Source organism: Herbaspirillum camelliae, from assembly GCF_001929405.1.
Taxonomy (GTDB): Bacteria; Pseudomonadota; Gammaproteobacteria; order Burkholderiales; family Burkholderiaceae_D; genus Herbaspirillum; species Herbaspirillum seropedicae.
This window is the reverse complement of record NZ_KV880769.1, coordinates 5,443,628-5,462,484: the sequence shown is the minus strand read 5'-3', so window position 1 is coordinate 5,462,484 and position 18,857 is coordinate 5,443,628. Positions and strand designations below refer to the sequence as shown.

Annotated in this window: 16 protein-coding genes; 13 read left to right on the top strand and 3 right to left on the bottom strand. The window is 62.2% G+C overall.

Features of this window, described 5'->3' with window-relative positions; all coding sequences use genetic code 11:
* The first annotated feature begins 235 nt into the window (after positions 1 to 235).
* The 8 genes from BGK68_RS24445 (at position 236) to BGK68_RS24410 (ending at position 9,617) form a co-directional block, all read left to right on the top strand.
* Positions 236 to 898, top strand: coding sequence for a response regulator transcription factor (locus tag BGK68_RS24445; protein WP_075259208.1), 663 nt, complete (start codon positions 236 to 238; stop codon positions 896 to 898).
* Between the two features lie 16 nt (positions 899 to 914).
* Positions 915 to 2,294 carry a sensor histidine kinase gene (locus BGK68_RS24440; RefSeq protein WP_075259207.1) on the top strand — a complete coding sequence of 460 codons (1,380 nt, stop codon included), beginning with the start codon at positions 915 to 917 and terminating at the stop codon, positions 2,292 to 2,294.
* 72 nt (positions 2,295 to 2,366) lie between these two features.
* Positions 2,367 to 2,585 (top strand): hypothetical protein, encoded by a 219-nt coding sequence (locus BGK68_RS24435; protein WP_075259206.1) that lies wholly within the window; start codon positions 2,367 to 2,369, stop codon positions 2,583 to 2,585.
* Between the two features lie 96 nt (positions 2,586 to 2,681).
* Complete coding sequence (locus BGK68_RS24430) at positions 2,682 to 3,338, top strand: DUF1345 domain-containing protein (protein WP_075259205.1); 657 nt, start codon at positions 2,682 to 2,684, stop codon at positions 3,336 to 3,338.
* Between the two features lie 213 nt (positions 3,339 to 3,551).
* Complete coding sequence (locus BGK68_RS24425) at positions 3,552 to 7,034, top strand: response regulator (protein WP_075259987.1); 3,483 nt, start codon at positions 3,552 to 3,554, stop codon at positions 7,032 to 7,034.
* Complete coding sequence (locus BGK68_RS24420; RefSeq protein WP_075259204.1) at positions 7,019 to 7,870, top strand: CheR family methyltransferase; 852 nt, start codon at positions 7,019 to 7,021, stop codon at positions 7,868 to 7,870. Before BGK68_RS24425 ends, BGK68_RS24420 begins: the two co-directional genes overlap by 16 nt.
* Entirely contained in the window at positions 7,867 to 8,502 is a 636-nt protein-coding gene (locus tag BGK68_RS24415; RefSeq protein WP_075259203.1) for a chemotaxis protein CheB, read from the top strand. The genes BGK68_RS24420 and BGK68_RS24415 overlap by 4 nt, the downstream gene beginning before the upstream one ends.
* Positions 8,499 to 9,617 carry a hybrid sensor histidine kinase/response regulator gene (locus BGK68_RS24410; protein ID WP_075259202.1) on the top strand — a complete coding sequence of 373 codons (1,119 nt, stop codon included), beginning with the start codon at positions 8,499 to 8,501 and terminating at the stop codon, positions 9,615 to 9,617. Before BGK68_RS24415 ends, BGK68_RS24410 begins: the two co-directional genes overlap by 4 nt.
* A 41-nt stretch (positions 9,618 to 9,658) precedes the next feature.
* Here the strand turns inward: BGK68_RS24410 and BGK68_RS24405 are convergent, their stop codons facing one another.
* Positions 9,659 to 10,123 carry a hypothetical protein gene (locus BGK68_RS24405; protein WP_075259201.1) on the bottom strand — a complete coding sequence of 155 codons (465 nt, stop codon included), beginning with the start codon at positions 10,121 to 10,123 and terminating at the stop codon, positions 9,659 to 9,661.
* Between the two features lie 358 nt (positions 10,124 to 10,481).
* Between BGK68_RS24405 and BGK68_RS24400 the strand changes: the two genes are divergently transcribed.
* The 4 genes from BGK68_RS24400 to BGK68_RS24385 all read left to right on the top strand — a co-directional run bounded on the left by BGK68_RS24400 (position 10,482) and on the right by BGK68_RS24385 (position 13,338).
* Complete coding sequence (locus BGK68_RS24400; RefSeq protein WP_013235321.1) at positions 10,482 to 10,952, top strand: nuclear transport factor 2 family protein; 471 nt, start codon at positions 10,482 to 10,484, stop codon at positions 10,950 to 10,952.
* A 9-nt stretch (positions 10,953 to 10,961) separates the two neighbouring features.
* Positions 10,962 to 11,519 (top strand): TetR/AcrR family transcriptional regulator, encoded by a 558-nt coding sequence (locus BGK68_RS24395; RefSeq protein WP_075259200.1) that lies wholly within the window; start codon positions 10,962 to 10,964, stop codon positions 11,517 to 11,519.
* Between the two features lie 138 nt (positions 11,520 to 11,657).
* Positions 11,658 to 12,752 (top strand): suppressor of fused domain protein, encoded by a 1,095-nt coding sequence (locus BGK68_RS24390; RefSeq protein ID WP_075259986.1) that lies wholly within the window; start codon positions 11,658 to 11,660, stop codon positions 12,750 to 12,752.
* Positions 12,753 to 12,918: 166 nt separating this feature from the next.
* Entirely contained in the window at positions 12,919 to 13,338 is a 420-nt protein-coding gene (locus tag BGK68_RS24385) for a lysozyme inhibitor LprI family protein (protein WP_075259199.1), read from the top strand.
* A gap of 182 nt (positions 13,339 to 13,520) precedes the next feature.
* Here the strand turns inward: BGK68_RS24385 and mgtA are convergent, their stop codons facing one another.
* Positions 13,521 to 16,283, bottom strand: a complete 2,763-nt coding sequence (mgtA, locus tag BGK68_RS24380; protein ID WP_075259198.1) for a magnesium-translocating P-type ATPase — start codon at positions 16,281 to 16,283, stop codon at positions 13,521 to 13,523.
* A gap of 866 nt (positions 16,284 to 17,149) precedes the next feature.
* Between mgtA and BGK68_RS24375 the strand changes: the two genes are divergently transcribed.
* On the top strand, positions 17,150 to 17,332 hold the full coding sequence (locus tag BGK68_RS24375) for a hypothetical protein (protein ID WP_041311042.1): 183 nt from the start codon (positions 17,150 to 17,152) through the stop codon (positions 17,330 to 17,332).
* A gap of 185 nt (positions 17,333 to 17,517) precedes the next feature.
* Here BGK68_RS24375 and BGK68_RS24370 read toward each other — a convergent pair whose 3' ends face one another.
* A complete protein-coding gene (locus tag BGK68_RS24370) occupies positions 17,518 to 18,732 on the bottom strand; it encodes a diguanylate cyclase (RefSeq protein ID WP_083657887.1) in 1,215 nt (404 codons plus the stop codon).
* Positions 18,733 to 18,857 lie beyond the last annotated feature (125 nt).

Here is an 18,857-nt window from a genome sequence, read left to right as displayed (position 1 = left end):
GTATTGTTATGTATGCAAATGAGTTGGATTCTCATTCGCATGGGCGGCAAGAATAATGGTGGAGTCTGACAAATTCCTGTCATCAGGCTGACGTGGTCCTGAATGTGACAAAAAAGTAACACCCATCGCCGCCGCCAAGCCATATCAGGGGACGCCTGATTTGCAGCATCGCCGCGGCTGCAATACGATGCACCGGTTACGCAGAGGTTTTGCGCCTTTTTTTGACAACGTCCCTATGAATGTTTTGCTGGTCGAAGACGACCCGGTCCTCACCGACGGCCTCTCGCGCGTGCTCAATTCGCACGGCTTTACCGTGCATACGGTCAACAATGGCAACGATGCCCTCTCGCAGCGGTTCAATGCCGCTGTGCTGGTGCTGGACATCGGCCTGCCCGGCATCGATGGCTTCGAGGTGCTGCGGCGCATGCGCGCGGCCGGCAACAATACGCCGGTGCTGCTGCTGACCGCGCGCGACACCATTCCCGACCGCGTGCATGGCCTGGAGCTGGGCGCCGATGATTACCTGGTCAAGCCCTTCGCCACCCCTGAACTGGTGGCGCGCATCAAGGCGCTGATCCGCCGTAGCGCCCCGCAGCCGGCGCAACTGACCGTGGGCGGCCTGTCGCTGGACAATGCCACCAAGCGCGCCGAGATCGATGGCCGCAAGATCGAACTGTCGCTGCGCGAATGGACAGTGCTGGAATACCTGATGCAGCACGCCTCGCGCGTGGTCTCCAAGCAGCAGATCATCGACGCCGTGCTGCCCTGGGGCGAGGATTTCACCATCAATGCGGTGGAAGTCTATGTCTCGCGCATCCGCCTGAAGATCGCTGATTCGGGCGTGGCCATCCGCACCATCCGCGGCTTCGGCTACATGCTCGAAAAGAGCGAGGCCTAAGCCCGCCGCAGACCGCATGACCGCAACGCATTCCAGCATCCGGCGCGACCTGCTCAAGTGGCTGATCGCACCGCTCTTGCTGGTCAATCTGATCGGCGCAGGCCTGACCTACTGGCTGGCCTGGCTGCCGGCCCAGCACGCCTTCGACCAGAACCTGATGGATTCCACCTGGGGCCTGTACGCCCAGGTGCGTCACCGCCAGGAGCGCACCACCGCCGAACTGACCCAGCAGGCCGAACAGATCCTGCGCAGCAACCATTCCGACACCACCTTCTTCGCCGTGCGCAATTCCGAGGGCCAGATCGTGGTGGGCGACAAGGGTTTCCCGCGTCTGCCCGAGAGCGATGTCTTCGACCGTCCCATCAATTACGATGGCGAGATGCGCGGTGAGCCGGTGCGTATCGCCGCCATGCAGGTGCGGGTCAAGAACGGTGTGATCTCGGTCGCCGTGGCCGAGACCATCCGCAAGCGCGACCGCGCCCACTACACCATCCTGCTATCCTTCCTGGTGCTGGACGGGGCGTTGACCTTTGCCTCCATCTTCGTGGTGCTGGTGGCCGTGCGCCGCGGCCTGCGCCCCTTGAAGAGCCTGCAGCGCAACCTGGAGCAGCGCGACCACGGCAAGCTGGGCGCCATCGATGGACTGGGGGCGCCGGTGGAACTGCAGCCACTGATCGTGGCGATGAACGAGCTCATGGCGCGCATCAACAAGGGCGAGCAGGCCCAGCAGAATTTCATGGCCGATGTGGCGCACCAGTTGCGCACCCCGCTCACGGGCCTGAAGCTGCAGCTGGAACTGCTGCACGACAAGCACCAGGACCAGCCCGATACCGCCCGTTCCCTGGCGATGATGAATTCCTCGGTGGAGCGCATGATCCGCCAGAGCCGCCAACTGCTGGCGCTGGCGCGCTCCGAACCAGGCCTGTTCGAAAGCCGCAAGCTGGAAGACCTGTCGCTGGACAAGCTGGTGGAAGAGTCGGTCCAGCACTTCATCGAAGAGGCCGACAAGAAGCGCATCGACCTGGGCTTCGACCTGCAGCCGGCGCGCCTGCGCGGCGACCGCTTCCTGCTGAGCGACCTGATCGACAACCTCATCGACAATGCGGTGCGCTATTCGCCGCCGCATGGCACGGTCACCGTGCGCTGCCTGGAAGAGCAGGACGCCACCGTGCTCTCCGTAGAGGATTCGGGACCGGGTATTGCGCCCGAACACCGCGAGCTGATCTTCGATCGTTTCTACCGCGCCAACGACAAGGTGGCCGGCAGCGGCCTGGGCCTGGCCATCGTGCGCGAGATCGCCCACGACCATGGCGGCGTGATCAGCGTGGATTGCAAGCAGCAAGGGCAGGGCACCATCTTCACCGTGCGCTTCCCGTTGCCGCCGCGAGCAAGCTGAGCGGAGGCGATCCCGAACCTCGGGCGCAAGGTCCTGTCCAACCGGCTCCATCTTGATGAACCAGGAGGCAACATGAGTGACAAGGTCCTGCAAAGCGGTACCCACATCGCCCGCTATGATGCGGTCGAGAAACCCGACCATGCCTTTGAAGCGCAAGTCTTCGTGCGCCTGACGCGGGAGCCGGAACTGGCGGAAACCTATATCCCCGTGGGCATCTTCCCCACCGAAGAAGAAGCCCTGGCCAGCGCCCGCGAACGCGCCGAGCGCGCCCTCAAGGAGCATGAGTTCTGAGGTTCTGACGCCGTTGACCATCCAGCTTTACGGCGCGGCCTGCTGACGCCGCGCCCATGACCGCCCCTGATGGGCTAGCCCTTACAGAAAAAGAATATGTCCGTTGCCCGCCAGATCGTCCAGGTCCACCCCCGTCTGCTCATCGGCTTGGCCGTCGGGATCGTCGCCGCCGTGTTCTTGCCAGCCACCACCTGGACCGGGCGTTGCCTGGTCGGCTGGAACGCCGGGGTCTGGTTCTATCTGCTGAGCCTGTGGCTGATGATGCTGCGGGCCGACGCCGATGCCGTGCGCCGCCTGGCCGAGACCGAGGACGAGAGCGCCCAGGTGGTGCTGGTGATGGTCTGCGTGGCGGCCGTGGCCAGCCTCCTGGCGATCCTGCTGGAGCTGGCCGGCAATAGCCATGGTGATCGCAGCAAGCTGTTGCGCTATGCGTTTACGGCCTCGACCGTCTTCGGGGCCTGGCTGCTGATCGGCACCATCTTCACGCTGCACTATGCGCGCCTGTTCTATGCCGAGGATGACGATCCCCAGGCCTTGCCGCTGCGCTTTCCCGATGGCCAGCGCCAGCCCGACTACTGGGATTTCCTCTATTTCTCCTTCACCATCAGCGTAGCCGTGCAGACCTCCGATGTCGGCGTGGCCACGCGTGCGCTGCGCAAGACGGTGCTGGCGCATTCGTTGATCTGCTTCGTCTTCAACGCCGCCATCATCGGCCTGTCCATCAATATTGCCGCCGGCCTGGCGGGGAATTGAACCGAATCTGTCCGCGCCTGTCCTAGCGGGGTTTGGAAACCGGAGCCGCCACGCCAGGTTTCTGTGCAAGTCCAGGACCGGACGTATAATCCCGGCTTTCCTGGCAGCAATACAAGGGGAGGGGGACGCAGAGCCCCCGCAGCTCGACTAACGATTCGAACAATGGAGCGCGCCGTGCGGGTTTATTCCAGCCAAGCAGAAGAACGTATTGCCATGTTGAAGCGCCAGGGCAAGGGCGCATTTTCCGGTCCACCGCTGCCGCTGGGGCCGCTGATCGGGTTTGGCGTCGCCATCCTGGCGGTGGTCCTCATCGCCCTGTTTACCTATGAAGCCTCGGTCAGCCGGGGCCTGGCCGCCAATGCCGTGTCCCATACCATGAAGGTGCGCGAGCAGTTGCAATCCCTGGTGTCCACCCTCAAGGATGCCGAGACCAGCCAGCGCGGCTATCTGCTGACCGCTACCGAGAGCTATCTGTCTCCCTATAACCAGGCGCGCGCGGCGCTGCCCGGCGAGATCGCCCGTCTGCGCGCACTGCTGGCCGACAATCCGGACCAGTTGCAGCGCCTGTCGCAGATCGAAGGCATCACCAACGACAAGCTGCAGGAACTCGCCGAGACCATCGACCTGCGTCGCAAGGGCGATGCCGCCGCCGCCCTGGCGGTGGTGCAGTCCGATCGCGGCAAGATGTCCATGGACCGCGTGCGCACCCTGGCGCGCGAGATGGAAGGGGAAGAACGCGACCTGCTGGCCGCCCGTCAGTCCGACTGGCGCGATGCGGTGAGTTTTTCTACGGCGGTCGCCTGGGGCGGATCGGGTCTGTTGCTGGTGCTCATCGTGACCGCAGCGATGACCACCTCGCGCGACTACCGCCAGCGTGAAAAACAGGCCTGGATAAGGGCCGGCCAGATGGGCCTGGCCGAGCGCCTGCAAGGCGAGCAACGGCTCGACGCCCTGGGCGACAATACCCTGTCCTTCTTGACGGCCTATCTCAACGCCCAGGTCGGTGCGATCTACCTGCGCAGCGATGGCGGCGACTTCGAGCGCTTTGCCAGTCATGCCCTGGACGATACCGACGGCCCGCGCACCCTGCACAGCGGCCAGGGCCTGCTGGGCCAGGCCGCCAAGCTCAACCGCGCCATGCACATCAAGGATGTGCCCGCTGATTACCTCACCATCTCGTCGGCCGTGGGCCGCCGCCAGCCGCGTGAGCTCATGGTGGTGCCGGCCAGCGCCGACGGCATGGTTCAGGCGGTGTTCGAGCTGGGCTTCCTGCGCCAGGTGCGACCGGAAGAAGAGGAACTGCTGGCGCGCCTGTCGGACCAGATCGCCATCGCCGTGCGTTCCTCCAAGGACCGCACCCGCCTGGAAGAACTGCTGGAAGAAACCCAGCGCCAGTCCGAGGAATTGCAGGCCCAGCAGGAAGAGCTGCGCGTAAACAACGAAGAGCTGGAAGAGCAGGGCCAGGCGCTGAAGGCCTCGCAACTGCGCCTGGAAACCCAGCAGGCCGAGCTGGAAGAAACCAATGCCCAGCTGGAAGAACAGACGCAACTGCTGGAACTGCAGAAGGACGACCTGGCCAAGACCCAGGTGGTGCTGGTGGAAAAGGCCACCGAACTGGAGCGCGCCAACCAGTACAAGAGCGAATTCCTGGCCAACATGAGCCATGAACTGCGCACACCGCTGAACTCCACCCTGATCCTGGCCAAGCTCCTGGCCGACAACAAGCAGGGCAACCTTTCTGATGAGCAGGTGCGCTTCGCCCAGACCATTTCTTCGGCGGGTAACGACCTGCTGGCGCTGATCAACGATATCCTGGACCTCTCCAAGATGGAGGCCGGCAAGCTGGACATCGTCCCCGAATCCTTCACGCTCACCAAGCTGGCCGACGAGCTCAGCGCCAGCTTCGCCATCACGGCCCAGCAGAAGGGCCTGGGCTTCAAGGTGGAGGTGGAGCCGGGCGTGCCGCAGCGCATGGAAACCGACATCCAGCGCCTGGGCCAGATCCTCAAGAACCTGCTCTCCAACGCCATCAAGTTTACCGAGAAGGGGGAAGTGAGCCTGCGCATCTATCCCGATGCGGGCGGGCGCATCGCCTTCGCGGTGCGCGACACCGGCATCGGCATCGGCGAAGACCAGCACCAGTTCATTTTCGAAGCCTTCCGCCAGGCCGATGGCAGCACCCATCGCAAATACGGCGGCACCGGCCTGGGCCTGTCGATCTCGCGCGACCTGGCCCATCTGCTGGGCGGCGACATCCGCGTCACCAGCCGCCCGGGCGAGGGCAGCATCTTCACCCTGTCCCTGCCGCCGGTCTACCGCAGCGAGCAGGCCGTCAGCAACATCGCCCCGCAGCCCACGCCCGCAGCCGCAGCGGCGGCCTCGACCCTGCAGGCCGCTCACGTGGCCACCGCCCCCGACGTACGCATCAACCGCACCCCGGCTGCCGCCGCGCCGCCGCGCCTGCAAGAGATCTCCATCGATGATGACCGCGACCGCATCGAGACCTCCTCGCGCCTGATCCTGGTGATCGAGGATGATGCCGCCTTTGCCATGATCCTGCGCGACCTGGCCCGCGAGATGGGCTTCCAGTGCGTAGTCACGCATTCGGCCAACGAGGGCGTGGCCGCCGCCGAGATGTACCGCCCCAGCGCCATCCTGATGGACATGAACTTGCCCGACTTCTCCGGCCTGGGCGTGCTGGACCAGATCAAGCGCAATCCCAAGACCCGCCACATCCCGGTGCACGTGGTCTCGGTGGCCGACTATTCGCATGAAGCCATGGAGCGCGGCGCCATCGGCTATGCCTTGAAGCCGGTGCAGCGCGAAGAATTGATCGGCGCGATCCGCAAGCTCGAAGCCAAGTTCCTGCAAGGCTTGCGCCATGTGCTGGTGGTCGAGGACGACGCCCGCCAGCTCGACAGCATCCGCCAACTGCTGGCCGGCGAGAACATCAACCTGGTCGGCGTGCGCACCGCCACCGACGCGCTGGCCCGGCTGCGCCAGAACACCTTCGATTGCATGGTGATGGACCTGAACCTGCCCGACCTGTCCGGCTACCAGTTGCTGGAAAAGATGGCCGAGCAGGAGCACGTGGCCTTCCCGCCGGTGATCGTCTATACCGGCCGCTCGCTGTCGGCCGAGGAAGAGCAGAACCTGCGCCGCTTCTCGCGCTCCATCATCATCAAGGATGCGCGCTCGCCCGAGCGCCTGCTCGACGAGGTCACGCTGTTCCTGCACCAGGTCGAGACCACGCTGCCGGCCGAGAGCCAGCGCATGCTCAAGGTCGCGCGCGACCGCGAGACGGTCTTCGAAGGCCGCCGCATCCTGGTGGTGGAAGACGATGTGCGCAATATCTTTGCGCTCTCCTCGGTGCTCGAGCCCAAGGGCATGAAGGTCGAGATCGCCCGCAATGGCCGCGAGGCGCTGCAAGCCCTGCAACGCAGCCAGGACAAGCCCGACGCGCCCATCGACCTGGTGCTCATGGATATCATGATGCCGGAGATGGATGGCCTGACCGCCATGCGCGAGATCCGCAAGCAAGCCGTGTGGAAGCGCCTGCCCATCATCGCCCTGACCGCCAAGGCGATGAAGGACGACCAGGAGAAATGCCTGGCCGCCGGCGCCAATGACTATATCGCCAAGCCCCTGGATGTGGAAAAACTGTTGTCGCTGGTACGTGTATGGATGCCCAAATAAACCAGGCCCTGGCCAACCGGCATTTCGATATCGAGATGCAGTTGCTGCTGGACGCCATCTATCTGAAGTATCACTGTGATTTCCGTGGCTATGCCGGTGCTTCCTTGAAGCGCCGCCTGGCCACGGCCATGATCCGCTTCGACTGCCAGACCCTGTCGCAGCTGCAGGACCGCGTGCTGCATGACGCCGCGGTATTCCCGCTGCTCATGGAATACCTGACGGTGCAGGTCAGCGAGATGTTCCGCGATCCCAGCTACTTCCTGGCGCTGCGCGAGAAGGTGGTGCCGCTGCTGCGCACCTATCCATCGCTCAAGATCTGGGTGGCCGGCTGCAGCAGCGGCGAGGAAGTCTATTCCCTGGCCATCCTGCTGCGTGAAGAGGGGCTGCTGGAGCGCAGCATCATCTACGCTACCGACATCAACCAGAGTGCATTGAAGAAGGCCGAGGCCGGAGTCTATGACCTGGAGCGTATTGCTGGCTTTACCAATAATCACCAGAAATCAGGGGCAAGAACGTCACTTTCGGATTACTATACGGCCGCTTATGGTGCCGTCGTGTTTGACAAATCCCTGCGCAAGAACGTGGTGTTCTCCGATCACAGCCTGGCCACCGATAGCGTCTTCGCCGAAATGCACCTGGTATCCTGCCGCAATGTGCTGATCTATTTCAACCGGCAGTTGCAGGAGCGCGCGCTGGGCCTGTTTCGCGAGTCGCTGGTGCGCAAGGGCTTTCTGGGACTGGGTTCCAAGGAGTCGCTGCGTTTTTCCAGTCACGCCGTGGCCTTTGATGAAGTGGTGCGGGAAGACCGCATCTTCCAGAAGAAGGGGGACCTGTGAGCGAGCTGCCTCTGCCCGAGCTGGCTGCGCGCCCCATCGAGGCCATCGTCATCGGCGCCTCGGCCGGCGGCGTGGAAGCCTTGTCGGAGATCCTGCCGGCGCTGCGGCGCGGCGCCGCAGTGGCGACCATGGTGGTGCTGCATCTGCCGCGCGAGCGGCCCAGCCTCTTGGCGCAGATCTTTGCCGACCGCTGCCGCCAGCCGGTGGTGGAAGCCCAGGACAAGGAGCCGGCCCAGGCCGGAGTGATCCATTTCGCGCCGCCCGACTATCATCTGCTGATTGACCGCAGTGAGGACGGGCCCATCCTGGCCATGTCCAATGACGAACTGGTCAACTACTCGCGCCCGGCCATCGATGTACTGTTCGAGTCGGCTGCCGATGTCTATGGACCGCGCCTGTTGGGCATCCTGCTCACCGGCGGCAACCATGATGGCGCAGCCGGCATGCAGGCCATCGCCCGCGCCGGTGGCGTGACGGTGGTGCAGAGTCCGCAGCAGGCGCAGGTGCCGTACATGCCGGCGCAGGCGCTGGCCATGGGAAACATCGATTACGTGCTCACGCTGCAGCAGATCGCCGATCTGCTGCGCACCCTGGGCACAAGCGGGCTTGCCCAAGAAAAGGAACGCAGGTGACAGAACAACATAAGGACAGAGACCTGCCACGGGTGAAATTCCTGCTGGTCGATGATCTCGACGAAAATTTGCTGGCCCTGTCGGCGCTGCTGCAACGCGACGATGTCGAACTGCTGCTGGCCCGCTCGGGCCTGGAAGCGCTGGAACTGTTGCTGGTGCACGAGGTGGCGCTAGCCTTCATCGACGTGCAGATGCCCGACATGGACGGCTTCGAACTGGCCGAGCTGATTCGTGGCAGCGAGCGCACCCGCAACGTGCCACTGATCTTCGTCACTGCTGGCGTGCGCGACGAGCGCCGCCTGTTCAAGGGCTACGAGAGCGGGGCGGTGGATTTCCTCTACAAGCCCATCGAGCCGCACATCCTGCGCAACAAGGCCGAGGTCTTCTTCCAGCTGTATCGCCAGAAGCAGCAACTGGCGCTGGAGTTGCGCGAACGCACCGAGACGCTGCGTCTGAACGAAATGTTCGTCGCCATCCTCGGCCACGACCTGCGCAACCCCTTGAGCGCCGTAGTGATGGCCGCCACGCTGCTGCAGCGGACCTACAAGGAAGAAGTGGCGCAGAAAGCCTCGCAACAGATCCTCAATGGCGGCAAGCGCATGGCCAAGCTGATCGAGAACATGCTCGACCTGGCCCGCGCCCGCCTGGCCGGCGGCATTCCACTGGCGCGCGCCAGCGCCTGCCTGGGCGAGATCACCGAACGGGTGGTGCAGGAATACCAGGCCACCTATCCCGGCAGCGTCATCGAGCGTCACATCGAAGGCGACGACAACGGCTACTGGGACGGCGACCGCCTGGCCCAGGTCGCCGCCAACCTGCTGGGCAACGCTTTGCAACACGGCGAGCCGGGGCATCCGATCTGCATCGGCATCGATGGCCGCAGCGAGCATGAGGTCGTGATGGTCATCGCCAACCGGGGCGTGATTCCGGCGGATCTGTTGCCGGTGATCTTCGATCCCTTCCGTGGCGGCGAGCGCGAGGCTGGCCGCAAGGAAGGGCTGGGACTGGGGCTGTTCATCGCGCAACAGATCGTCAAGGCGCATGGCGGCAGTATCAGCATGAGCTCTGACGATCAGTTGCAGACGATGGTGACGGTGAGGTTGCCGCGGCGCTAGCCGGCCCTCGCCTGACATCGCCGCCCATGCAAGCGCCAGACCTAGTGGCGGGCGCCTAGATGATCCTGCTGGCGCAGACGGGCCAGATTCATTCCCGCAGCGACCAGGATGGCGGAAGCGGACCAGCACCAGAATGCCGGGTACTGGCTGAATTCCTTCGCGAATAGCGGGGCAAAGAAGGTGTCCAGCGCCGCCAGCGTGAAGAAGAGGGAGCATCCCGGATGGCTGATCAGGCGTCCCTTCCTGGTCATGAAGAGGGAGGCGATCAGCCCTGTGTTGACCAGCGCGTAACTGGCCATCCAGATCAGTTGGGGGTCCGGTCGATCGATGATGGACGTCAGAAAGACGAATGAATAGAGCAAGGCCACGTATCCCAGATCATTGTTCTGCAAAGGCAGAACCAGCGAGATCATGAACAGCACCCATCCCGCCACGATGAGATAGCGCGCCTTGGCCAGGTGTGGCGTAGCGGCAGGGCTGTCGGGAACGACGTTGAGGGTGGACATCGGTGGCTCCTGATCAAAGAGGGGAAAGCACTTGCATGCTTGACTTTCCAAAGACCGATAGCAAACCGTAAGGTTCTCCACCGTCCTGGTTTCCCTGGTCCGCAGGTCGCGTTGACCTTTTCCTGTCCATCCCTTGTATAGATTTCCCCCCCCCCCTGAAAGCCTGCTCCCTGGAGCGGGCTTTTTGCATTGGAGCCAGCCCTATCCCTCGCTGTTGCAGCCCCGATCAGCCCTCCCGATGAGTGATGCGGATAGGACATGTCTCCATAAATAGCTTGCCAAGCCAAGGTGACCGGTCTATATTGTCTGTACCGAACAGTACATTGTGTGTTGTTCAGTACATTCAAGGAGAAAAACCATGTCGATCCGTCCACCACTTCCGCCGTTCACACGTGAAACCGCCATCGAAAAAGTCCGTCTTGCCGAGAATGGCTGGAATACGCGCGATGCCGAAAAAGTCGCACTTGCCTATACCGAAGACAGCTGGTGGCGCAATCGCGCCGAGTTCGCCCAGGGCCGCGAAGCCATCACCGCCTTGCTCAAGCGCAAATGGACGCGCGAGCTGGATTACCGCCTGGTCAAGGAGCTGTGGGCCTTTGACGGCGCGCGCATCGCCGTACGTTTCGCCTATGAATACCATGATGATTCCGGCCAGTGGTACCGCGCCTATGGCAACGAGAACTGGGAATTCGACGAGCAGGGCCTGATGCATCACCGTCACGCCTGCATCAACGAGCATCCGATCAAGCCGGAAGAACGCAAATTCCTGTGGGACAATAGCGGCCCACGCCCAGCCGATCATCCGGGGTTGAGCGATTTCGGTATCTAAGGAAGAGGAATGGCTAGAGTCATTGCGGAAAAGGACGATGTGATCCCCTTGCTGGCGGAGGTGTTTCGCACCTATGGTTTCGAGGGCGCGAGTCTGGCGCGCATCAGCGAAGGAACCAGGCTGGGCCGGGGCAGCATCTATCACTTTTTCCCTGGCGGCAAAGAGGAAATGGCGCAGGCCGTGCTGGGCCACGTGGATGCGTGGTTCCGGCGGCATGTGTTCGAGTCGCTCACTGAGCATGAGGATGCCGAGGCAGGGATCAAGGCCATGTTCGACGATGTGAGCCGCTATTTTCTCTCTGGGCAGCGGGTTTGCCTGGTGGGTGTATTCGCGCTGGGCAACGAGCGCGATCGATTTGCCGTGATGGTCCGCGATTACTTTACCGCCTGGATCGACGCGCTCGCGTCCGCACTGGTGCGGACGGGGCGCAAACCGAAGGAAGCCAGGATGCTGGCCGAGGAAGTCGTGGGAGGGATTCAGGGGGCTCTGGTGCTGGCTCGGGCTCTGGATCAGACCGATGTTTTTGCTGATGCGATGAAGCGTTTTCAGAAGCGGCTTTTGGGGTGATGGGTAGAAACCGAGGCCTGCGTTAGCACGATTGGAAAGATCCGAAGTTATGTTTACCTGTCCATGCTGTGGCTATGCGGTGTTTTCCTCGCCGCTGCCCAGAGAATTTTTGCAGACCGGCAATCGAATGGAGTGACTGTGACAGATCAGAAAACTAACTCTTCCAATTCGCAAGATGATGTCGATGTCGATGCCGTGGGCTGGTCGGCTATCGATGCCAGTCTTGCAGCGCTCTATGGGGACCAGGTTCCCCTGCACATGGGCACGCTGATCAAGCATCGCCTAGGCGGGCCGGATCCCCTGGATGGCATCAGCGTCTATTACCGTTCCCATCCGGTGCCGCATTGGCACTACGTGACCTACGGTTTCTCCGCGCTATATGATAAAGAGCGGGAAAATCAGGAAGAGAGCGGCTACGGCTTTGAGCTGACTTTCCGCTTGCAGGCAACCCCGGGAAGCACAGAGCCGCCGAGGTGGGTGTTTTCGTTGCTGCAGAATCTGGCGCGCTATGTCTTCAGCACGGGCAATGTCTTCCGGTCAGGTCAATGGATGTCCGCCAACGGCCCGATTGCACTCGACACGGACACCCGAATCTGCTCCATGGCGATGACCAGTGATCCGGAACTGCCAGCGCTGGACACGGCCAATGGCCACCTGCGATTTATCCAGGTAGTCGGCCTCACCCTGGAAGAAGAGCACGCAGCAAAACAATGGTCGCCGCAAGATCTCCTGGATGCGCTGCTGCCCCATATGCCATTGTGGATTACGGACCTTGATCGTAGCTCATTGCTGGATGATCCGGCGTTGGCCAGCCAGGTGCGCGCGGGCATGGAGCGTGACGGCTCCGGTAGCGGATTCATGTACACGGATGTCTTGGGCATCGCGCAGCGCAGGCGCCTGCTGCGTTCGGCTCTCACTGAGGTGACCCTGGGCGCTCGCCAGGCAGGTGAACTGTGCAAGCTGCTGCCGCTGCGGATTCCTTTCGGAAGACCCTTTACGCTGGCAGGACGCGATTGGCGGCTCCAGTTCGAGCCTGGAGAGACGTGTGGGGTGGCCACCTACGATCAACGTGTGGTGATCACAATGACCTCTGCGTGCGCGCAAGACTTCGCGCACACACTGCTTGCGCGGGCGGGCAGCTATCAGTTGGCTCAACTGCCCAATGTTTCCTGGCTTGTGCAGAAGACGTTTATCCGTGACGCCAGTGGTAATGTCGTCAACACCATCGGATGACGTTCGTGATTGATTGAGCGCGGATACTGCCGCCGTTAGGGGAGACAGGCGATCCGGTGTGTGCCAGCCTGATGGACGAAGTGCAGGCTGCTTCTTTCCCCACTCAGGGCATTCCGGCGTTCCTTGTGGAGCCGCTGAATTTGCGCTCGTATTGATAGGAATAGATATGTTTGAAGTGATGAAGAAGTTTTCGATTTTGCTTCTGTTTTCAGTGTGTGCGACAAGTTTTGCGCAAGAGAAAGCGCATCCAATTGATATCTGGCTCCAGCGTGCTATCGAAAAGGATTCTTCTACAGCCGGCATGAGAGAGGCCACGAATCAGGCGAGACAGATGTGGGACAAGGAATTGAATAAGTCATACCAGCATCTGATGAGCCGGCTACCGGCTGCGCAGCAGGAAGTCCTGCGTGCTTCTCAAAGAGCATGGATCAAATTCAGAGATGCCGATGGTGAGGTCATCTCTAGAATCGTCGCTGCACAGCAGGGAACGATGTTTCAACTGACCGCAACTTCGTATTGGATGGAGTTGACCAAGGCGCGTGCTTTGCAACTGGATGGTTACGATAGATCCTTTGAAGGTGAATAGAAACGTACTTAAGTACTTAATGGATAGCATTGCAGTCAGTCCTGGCTCCTGCCTCACAAGGATCGCGCGACGAATGGCACAAGTAAAAAATGCCTGCTCCAAAGAGCAGGCATTTTCATTTCTGACTTGATCAGCTTGACTAAGCTGATTGACTTGCGGGGCTTGGACGCTATCGCTAACGCTCACTGCCACCCATACCGCCTGGCATACCACCCCTTCATCCCCTGAATGAGCACCGCATACGCCACCAGAATCCCCACCAGCCATGGGAAGTAGGACAGCGGCAGCGCCTCCAGCTTGAAGTAATGCGCCAGCGGCGTCATCGGGATCGCAATGCCGATGGCCATGATGACCAGCGTCATTCCCATCAGCGGCCACGAGGCGCGGCTCTGGAAGAAGGGGATGCGACGGGTGCGGATCATGTGCACGATCAGCGTCTGCGACAGCAGCCCTTCGATGAACCAGCCGGACTGGAACAGGGTTTGATGTTCCGGCGAGCTGGCGCCAAAGACATACCACATCAGCGCAAAGGTCGTGATGTCGAAGATCGAGCTGATCGGACCGAAGAAGACCATGAAGCGGCCGATGTCGCCGGCATCCCAGCGCTGCGGCTTTTCCAGGAATTCCTTGTCGACGTTGTCGAAGGGAATCGAGATCTGCGAGACGTCATACAGCAGGTTCTGCACCAGCAGATGCAAGGGCAGCATCGGCAGGAAGGGCAGGAAGGCGCTGGCGATCAGCACCGAGAAGACATTGCCGAAGTTGGAGCTGGCCGTCATCTTGATGTATTTCAGCATGTTGGCGAAGGTCTTGCGGCCTTCCAGCACGCCTTCTTCCAGCACCATCAGGCTCTTCTCCAGCAGGATCAGGTCGGCGGCTTCCTTGGCGATATCCACCGCGGTATCGACCGAGATGCCGATGTCGGCGGCGCGCAGGGCCGGGGCGTCGTTGATGCCGTCGCCCATGAAGCCGACCACGTGGCCACGGTCATGCAGCACGCGCACGATACGTTCCTTGTGGGCCGGCGAGAGCTTGGCGAAGACGGTCACGGTTTCCACCGCTTCCGACAGTTCGGCGTCGCTCATCTTCTCGACATACGAACCCAGCAGCATGCCCTTGACCTCCAGCCCGACTTCGCGGCAGATCTTGGCGGTGACCAGTTCATTGTCGCCGGTCAGGATCTTGACCTTCACGCCATGTGCGCGCAGCGCGGCCAGGGCGGGGGCGGTCGATTCCTTGGGAGGATCGAGGAAGGCGATGTAACCGATCAGCACGAGATCCGATTCATCGGCCAGGCTGTAGACCTCCTTGGTCGGCGGCAGGTCCTTGGCGGCCACGCCGACCACGCGCAGGCCTTCGGCATTGAGGCTGCCGGTGGTGGCGCGGATTTCTTCCAGCAGGGCTGGCGTCATCGGCACCACTTCGCCATTGACGCGGGCGCGCGAGCAGACCGAGACGATCTCTTCCACTGCGCCCTTGCAGATCAGTTCGTGGTGATCTTCGCGCTCGGACACCACCACCGACATGCGGCGGCGCTGGAAGTCGAAGGGGATCTCATCGACCTTGCGATAGACCGAGGCGATGGACATCTCGCGCTGCAGTTCGGCGTGCTCCAGCACGGCCACGTCCAGCAGGTTCTTCAGGCCGGTCTGGTAGTAGCTGTTGAGGTAGGCGTATTGCAGCACTTCGTCGTCGGGCTCGCCGTGGATGTCGGTATGGCGCTCCAGGAAGATCTTGTCCTGGGTGAGCGTGCCGGTCTTGTCGGTGCACAGCACGTCCATGGCGCCGAAGTTCTGGATGGCGTCCAGCCGCTTGACGATCACCTTCTTGCGCGAGAGCGCCACCGCACCCTTGGCCAGGGTCGAGGTCACGATCATGGGCAGCATCTCGGGCGTGAGGCCCACGGCCACCGAGAGGCCGAACAGGAAGGCCTCGACCCAGTCGCCCTTGGTGAACCCGTTGATGAAGAACACCACCGGCGTCATCACCAGCATGAAGCGGATCAGCAGCCAACTGACCTTGTTCACGCCGGCCTGGAAGGCAGTGGGGGTGCGGTCAGTGGCGGTGACGCGCTCGGCCAGGGCGCCGAAGTAGGTGCGCTTGCCGGTGGTCAGCACCACGCCCGTGGCCGAGCCGCTGACCACGTTGGTGCCCATGAAGCAGAGGTTGTCCAGCTCCAGCGGGCTGCTGGTATTGAGGTTGCTGGGGGTGACGAATTTCTCCACCGGCAGCGATTCGCCGGTCATCGCGGCCTGGCTTACGAACAGGTCCTTGGCGGCCAACAGGCGCAGGTCGGCGGGGATCATGTCGCCCGCGGAGAGCAGCACGATGTCGCCCGGCACCAGCTTGTGGATGGGCACCTCGACGCGGCGCGCGCCCTTGGGATGCAGGGTGACGTCGAAGTAGCGCTGGGCTTCGGCGGCGATCTCTTCGACCTGGTCGTGACGCATCACGGTCGCGGTATTGCTGACCATGGCCTTGAGCTTGTCGGCGGCGGTGTTGGAGCGGGCTTCCTGCACGAAGCGCAGCAAGGTCGAGACCACCACCATGGTGCCGATGACGATGGCGGCCTTCATGTCCTCGGTATAGAAGGACACGGCGGCCAGCAGGGTCAGCAGCAGGTTGAAGGGGTTCTTGTAGCAGTGCCACAGGTGGACGTACCAGGTCAGCGGCTTCTCGTGCTCGACTTCGTTGGGGCCGCTGTGTGCGCGGATGGCGTCGGCTTCCGATTCGGTCAGGCCGTCGGGGCGCGAATGCAGACGCTGCAGCAGGGCCTGGGCTTGGCTGCGGGAGGCTTCGCTCAGCTGCTCGGCCAGGGTTTGCGGGACTTCCTTGGTGACCGGGGCGCTGCGGAACATGTCCATGCCCAGACGGCGGAAGTGACGGTCCATACCGCGTGCGCGGATGAAGCTGACAAAGGTTTCTTTCAGCAGGTTCAGATTCATGGCGTGCTTCTTTTCTTGTTGGGCTTCGTCCCGGGGACGAAGCGGTTTGCATCGCGCCGGCCTGCAGGGTGCAGGTCGGCATCGGGGTCAGCGCCGTGGCCGGCCCCCGCTAACAACGGGCGGCCGGATGCGGCGCGCTGGGTCTTCGCGTGTTCATGATGGATATGTCTGTCGCATTGCAGCCTCCGCCTGGTTGAGCGGAGCCCCTGTCATCGGCGCCTGATGGCGCAGGCAGACGTGCTGCCGCATGGCGGCTGGCCATGCGGAAAGTGCTGCGCCAATACGCCAGCCGGCATCGGACGATCGGCTGCCGGCGCGAAGGCGGGCAGGGCGGTCGTGATGCAGCATGCGTGCTGACGCCGTGTCTGCGGCGGTCGATCGTCGATCTGTCGTTGTGAGGGAATATCGTTGTCAGCGGCGCTGCTGATGCATGATCGCGGCCATGAAAAGGCCGTGCGCTGCCGACATGAGATGCCGTCATCTGCCTTGCGCAAGATGACGACAGGAAGAAGTCCTGCTGAAATCCTTGCCGAGGCTTAACCGGTAATTAACCGGCAACAACTGTCACCCGAACAAGTGCCCATGAGAGGGACTCCAAAAAATGAGAACGGGCGAATTCTACGCCCGGGCGGAAAACAGGGTCAAGGCAATTCACCACAGGATGCTGAAAATTTGTGCATCTGCAACAAGCGCTGATCTGACGCCTTATGCTTCATCCGGGCGCGCGGCCCGCCTCCACGCTGCTGTGCAGCACCGAATCTGGGAGTGTTGCTCTTGTCTTCTATGGTGTGCAGCCTATACTCAAGTCGAGGCAAGCCCCGCAAGAGTCTGGTCAGCATCATAAAAACTCGATAAGGAGACGCATCATGCCCAACCTCATCATGAACAATCTGATGTTCTTCCTTCCCATGGCGCTGGCGGGCCTGTTGCTCTGTGGTGAGGTGCCGGTGGCGTCGCGGCTGGTACGCACCAGTTTGAGGGCAGTCGGCGCGGTGTTTGGCGCGCTGCTCGCGCTTTTAGTACTGGAGGCACTGCCAGTACTAATCTAGCGGGCTTTTCGCAGCCCGCTTTGCCGCTCGTTGCGGCAGTGGCCGGGCATCGGCACAGGCATTTTTCTCAGGAACCTAGCCTATTGGTCTGCCGATCGCCCCGCCCTTGATTTCCCTAGGCCGATGTCTTCACAGTGGTCTCGTGGCGGCCCCGAAGACATCGGTCTTTTTTGTGTCTGCAAGATTCAGCATACCGTTGCCGGCTCGGCTTTGCGCACCAGCGTAGCTTCCCATACCACCAGCCGGTCGCGGCCGTTTTCCTTGGCGCAGTACATTGCATGATCGGCGCGCTGCAGCCAGACGAAATGCGCCTCCATGTCAGAGGTGAAGGGGACCAGTCCGGCGCTGACGGTGCAACCGTATAAATTATTGACGCCTTCCTTGCCGGCGCGCGCCCGCTCGACCAGGCGCTGCGATAGATGCAGTGCGTCGGCATGGGTGATGTTGCGCAGGATGACCACGAATTCCTCGCCGCCATAACGCCCGATCAGGTCTTCTTCCCGCAGATGGGTACGCAGCAATTGGGCAAAGTTGCGCAGCACTTCATCGCCCACCAGGTGGCCAAGGGTATCGTTGATGCGCTTGAAGTGGTCCAGGTCGAGCAGCAGCAGGAAGGCTTCTTTCTGCTGGGCGCCGGGCGCCTTGCGGCGCTGGCCGAACTCCTCGATGAGCAGGCTCTCCCAGTAGCGCCGGTTGAACAGGCGGGTCAGGCCATCCACCTGGCTGACGATCTCGAACTGGCGCGAGCGCTCGGCCAGTTTCTTGGACATATCGTAGGTGGATTTGCCCAGCGCCAGCGGATAGAGCGCCATCATCGGCAGGCAGGCCAGGATGGTGGGCAGGTCCGATTGCGGCGCCCAGTGCGCATCCAGCAGCCACCAGCCCAGCGCGCAGGCGGCGATGCTGGCATACAGGCCGCGCATGAAGAGCCGCATGCCACCGGCGGCGATATTGTCCATCGACAACATGGAGAGGATGACGGCGCTGGGCACCAGATTGCCGTGCATGGCGGCGATCCAGAAGCCGCCGAATGCGGCGTCGATCACCAGGTTGCGGCGCTCGGCGCGGTAGGGGATGAGGCTGTTGAGCGCCCACGCGCGCGCCACTTGCGGCCACAGAAAGCCATGGAAGATCAGCAGCGCCCACAGCGGCCAGGCCACTGGCTGCTGCACGAAAGCTGCCGCCACGCAGAGGAAGCCCACGCCCAGCCCGATGGTGCGCAACAGGTAGATGCGTTTGACGAAACGCACGCCCTTGCCGATGAGCGCCTCCGGTGGGGGATCGTCGGGGTGGCCGCGACGCTGGCTGAACAGCGCCAGCGGATTGAGCAGCTCGCGCCAGACCGCCAGCCGCTCACGCAGCGGTGCGGTCTTGTGCGACGGAGGGGAACTGGAGGGCATGGTGGTATTTTTCTTGGGTCCTGTTCGCCGTCGGGGTGGTGCCTCCCTGACAGTAGGCGAAGATTGTCGCATATTGCCGTGACATGCTCATGTCAGCAAGTTGACCATTCCTGACCTAACGCAAG

What these genes read in the sequence shown, in the direction of transcription:
- BGK68_RS24445 (WP_075259208.1), top strand. Translation starts at nt 236, where the DNA reads ATGAATGTTTTGCTGGTCGAAGACGACCCGGTCCTCACCGACGGCCTC.
- BGK68_RS24440 (WP_075259207.1), top strand. Translation starts at nt 915, where the DNA reads ATGACCGCAACGCATTCCAGCATCCGGCGCGACCTGCTCAAGTGGCTG.
- BGK68_RS24435 (WP_075259206.1), top strand. Translation starts at nt 2,367, where the DNA reads ATGAGTGACAAGGTCCTGCAAAGCGGTACCCACATCGCCCGCTATGAT.
- BGK68_RS24430 (WP_075259205.1), top strand. Translation starts at nt 2,682, where the DNA reads ATGTCCGTTGCCCGCCAGATCGTCCAGGTCCACCCCCGTCTGCTCATC.
- BGK68_RS24425 (WP_075259987.1), top strand. Translation starts at nt 3,552, where the DNA reads ATGTTGAAGCGCCAGGGCAAGGGCGCATTTTCCGGTCCACCGCTGCCG.
- BGK68_RS24420 (WP_075259204.1), top strand. Translation starts at nt 7,019, where the DNA reads ATGGATGCCCAAATAAACCAGGCCCTGGCCAACCGGCATTTCGATATC.
- BGK68_RS24405 (WP_075259201.1), bottom strand. Translation starts at nt 10,123, where the DNA reads ATGTCCACCCTCAACGTCGTTCCCGACAGCCCTGCCGCTACGCCACAC.
- BGK68_RS24400 (WP_013235321.1), top strand. Translation starts at nt 10,482, where the DNA reads ATGTCGATCCGTCCACCACTTCCGCCGTTCACACGTGAAACCGCCATC.
- BGK68_RS24395 (WP_075259200.1), top strand. Translation starts at nt 10,962, where the DNA reads ATGGCTAGAGTCATTGCGGAAAAGGACGATGTGATCCCCTTGCTGGCG.
- BGK68_RS24385 (WP_075259199.1), top strand. Translation starts at nt 12,919, where the DNA reads ATGTTTGAAGTGATGAAGAAGTTTTCGATTTTGCTTCTGTTTTCAGTG.
- mgtA (WP_075259198.1), bottom strand. Translation starts at nt 16,283, where the DNA reads ATGAATCTGAACCTGCTGAAAGAAACCTTTGTCAGCTTCATCCGCGCA.
- BGK68_RS24375 (WP_041311042.1), top strand. Translation starts at nt 17,150, where the DNA reads ATGCCCAACCTCATCATGAACAATCTGATGTTCTTCCTTCCCATGGCG.
- BGK68_RS24370 (WP_083657887.1), bottom strand. Translation starts at nt 18,732, where the DNA reads ATGCCCTCCAGTTCCCCTCCGTCGCACAAGACCGCACCGCTGCGTGAG.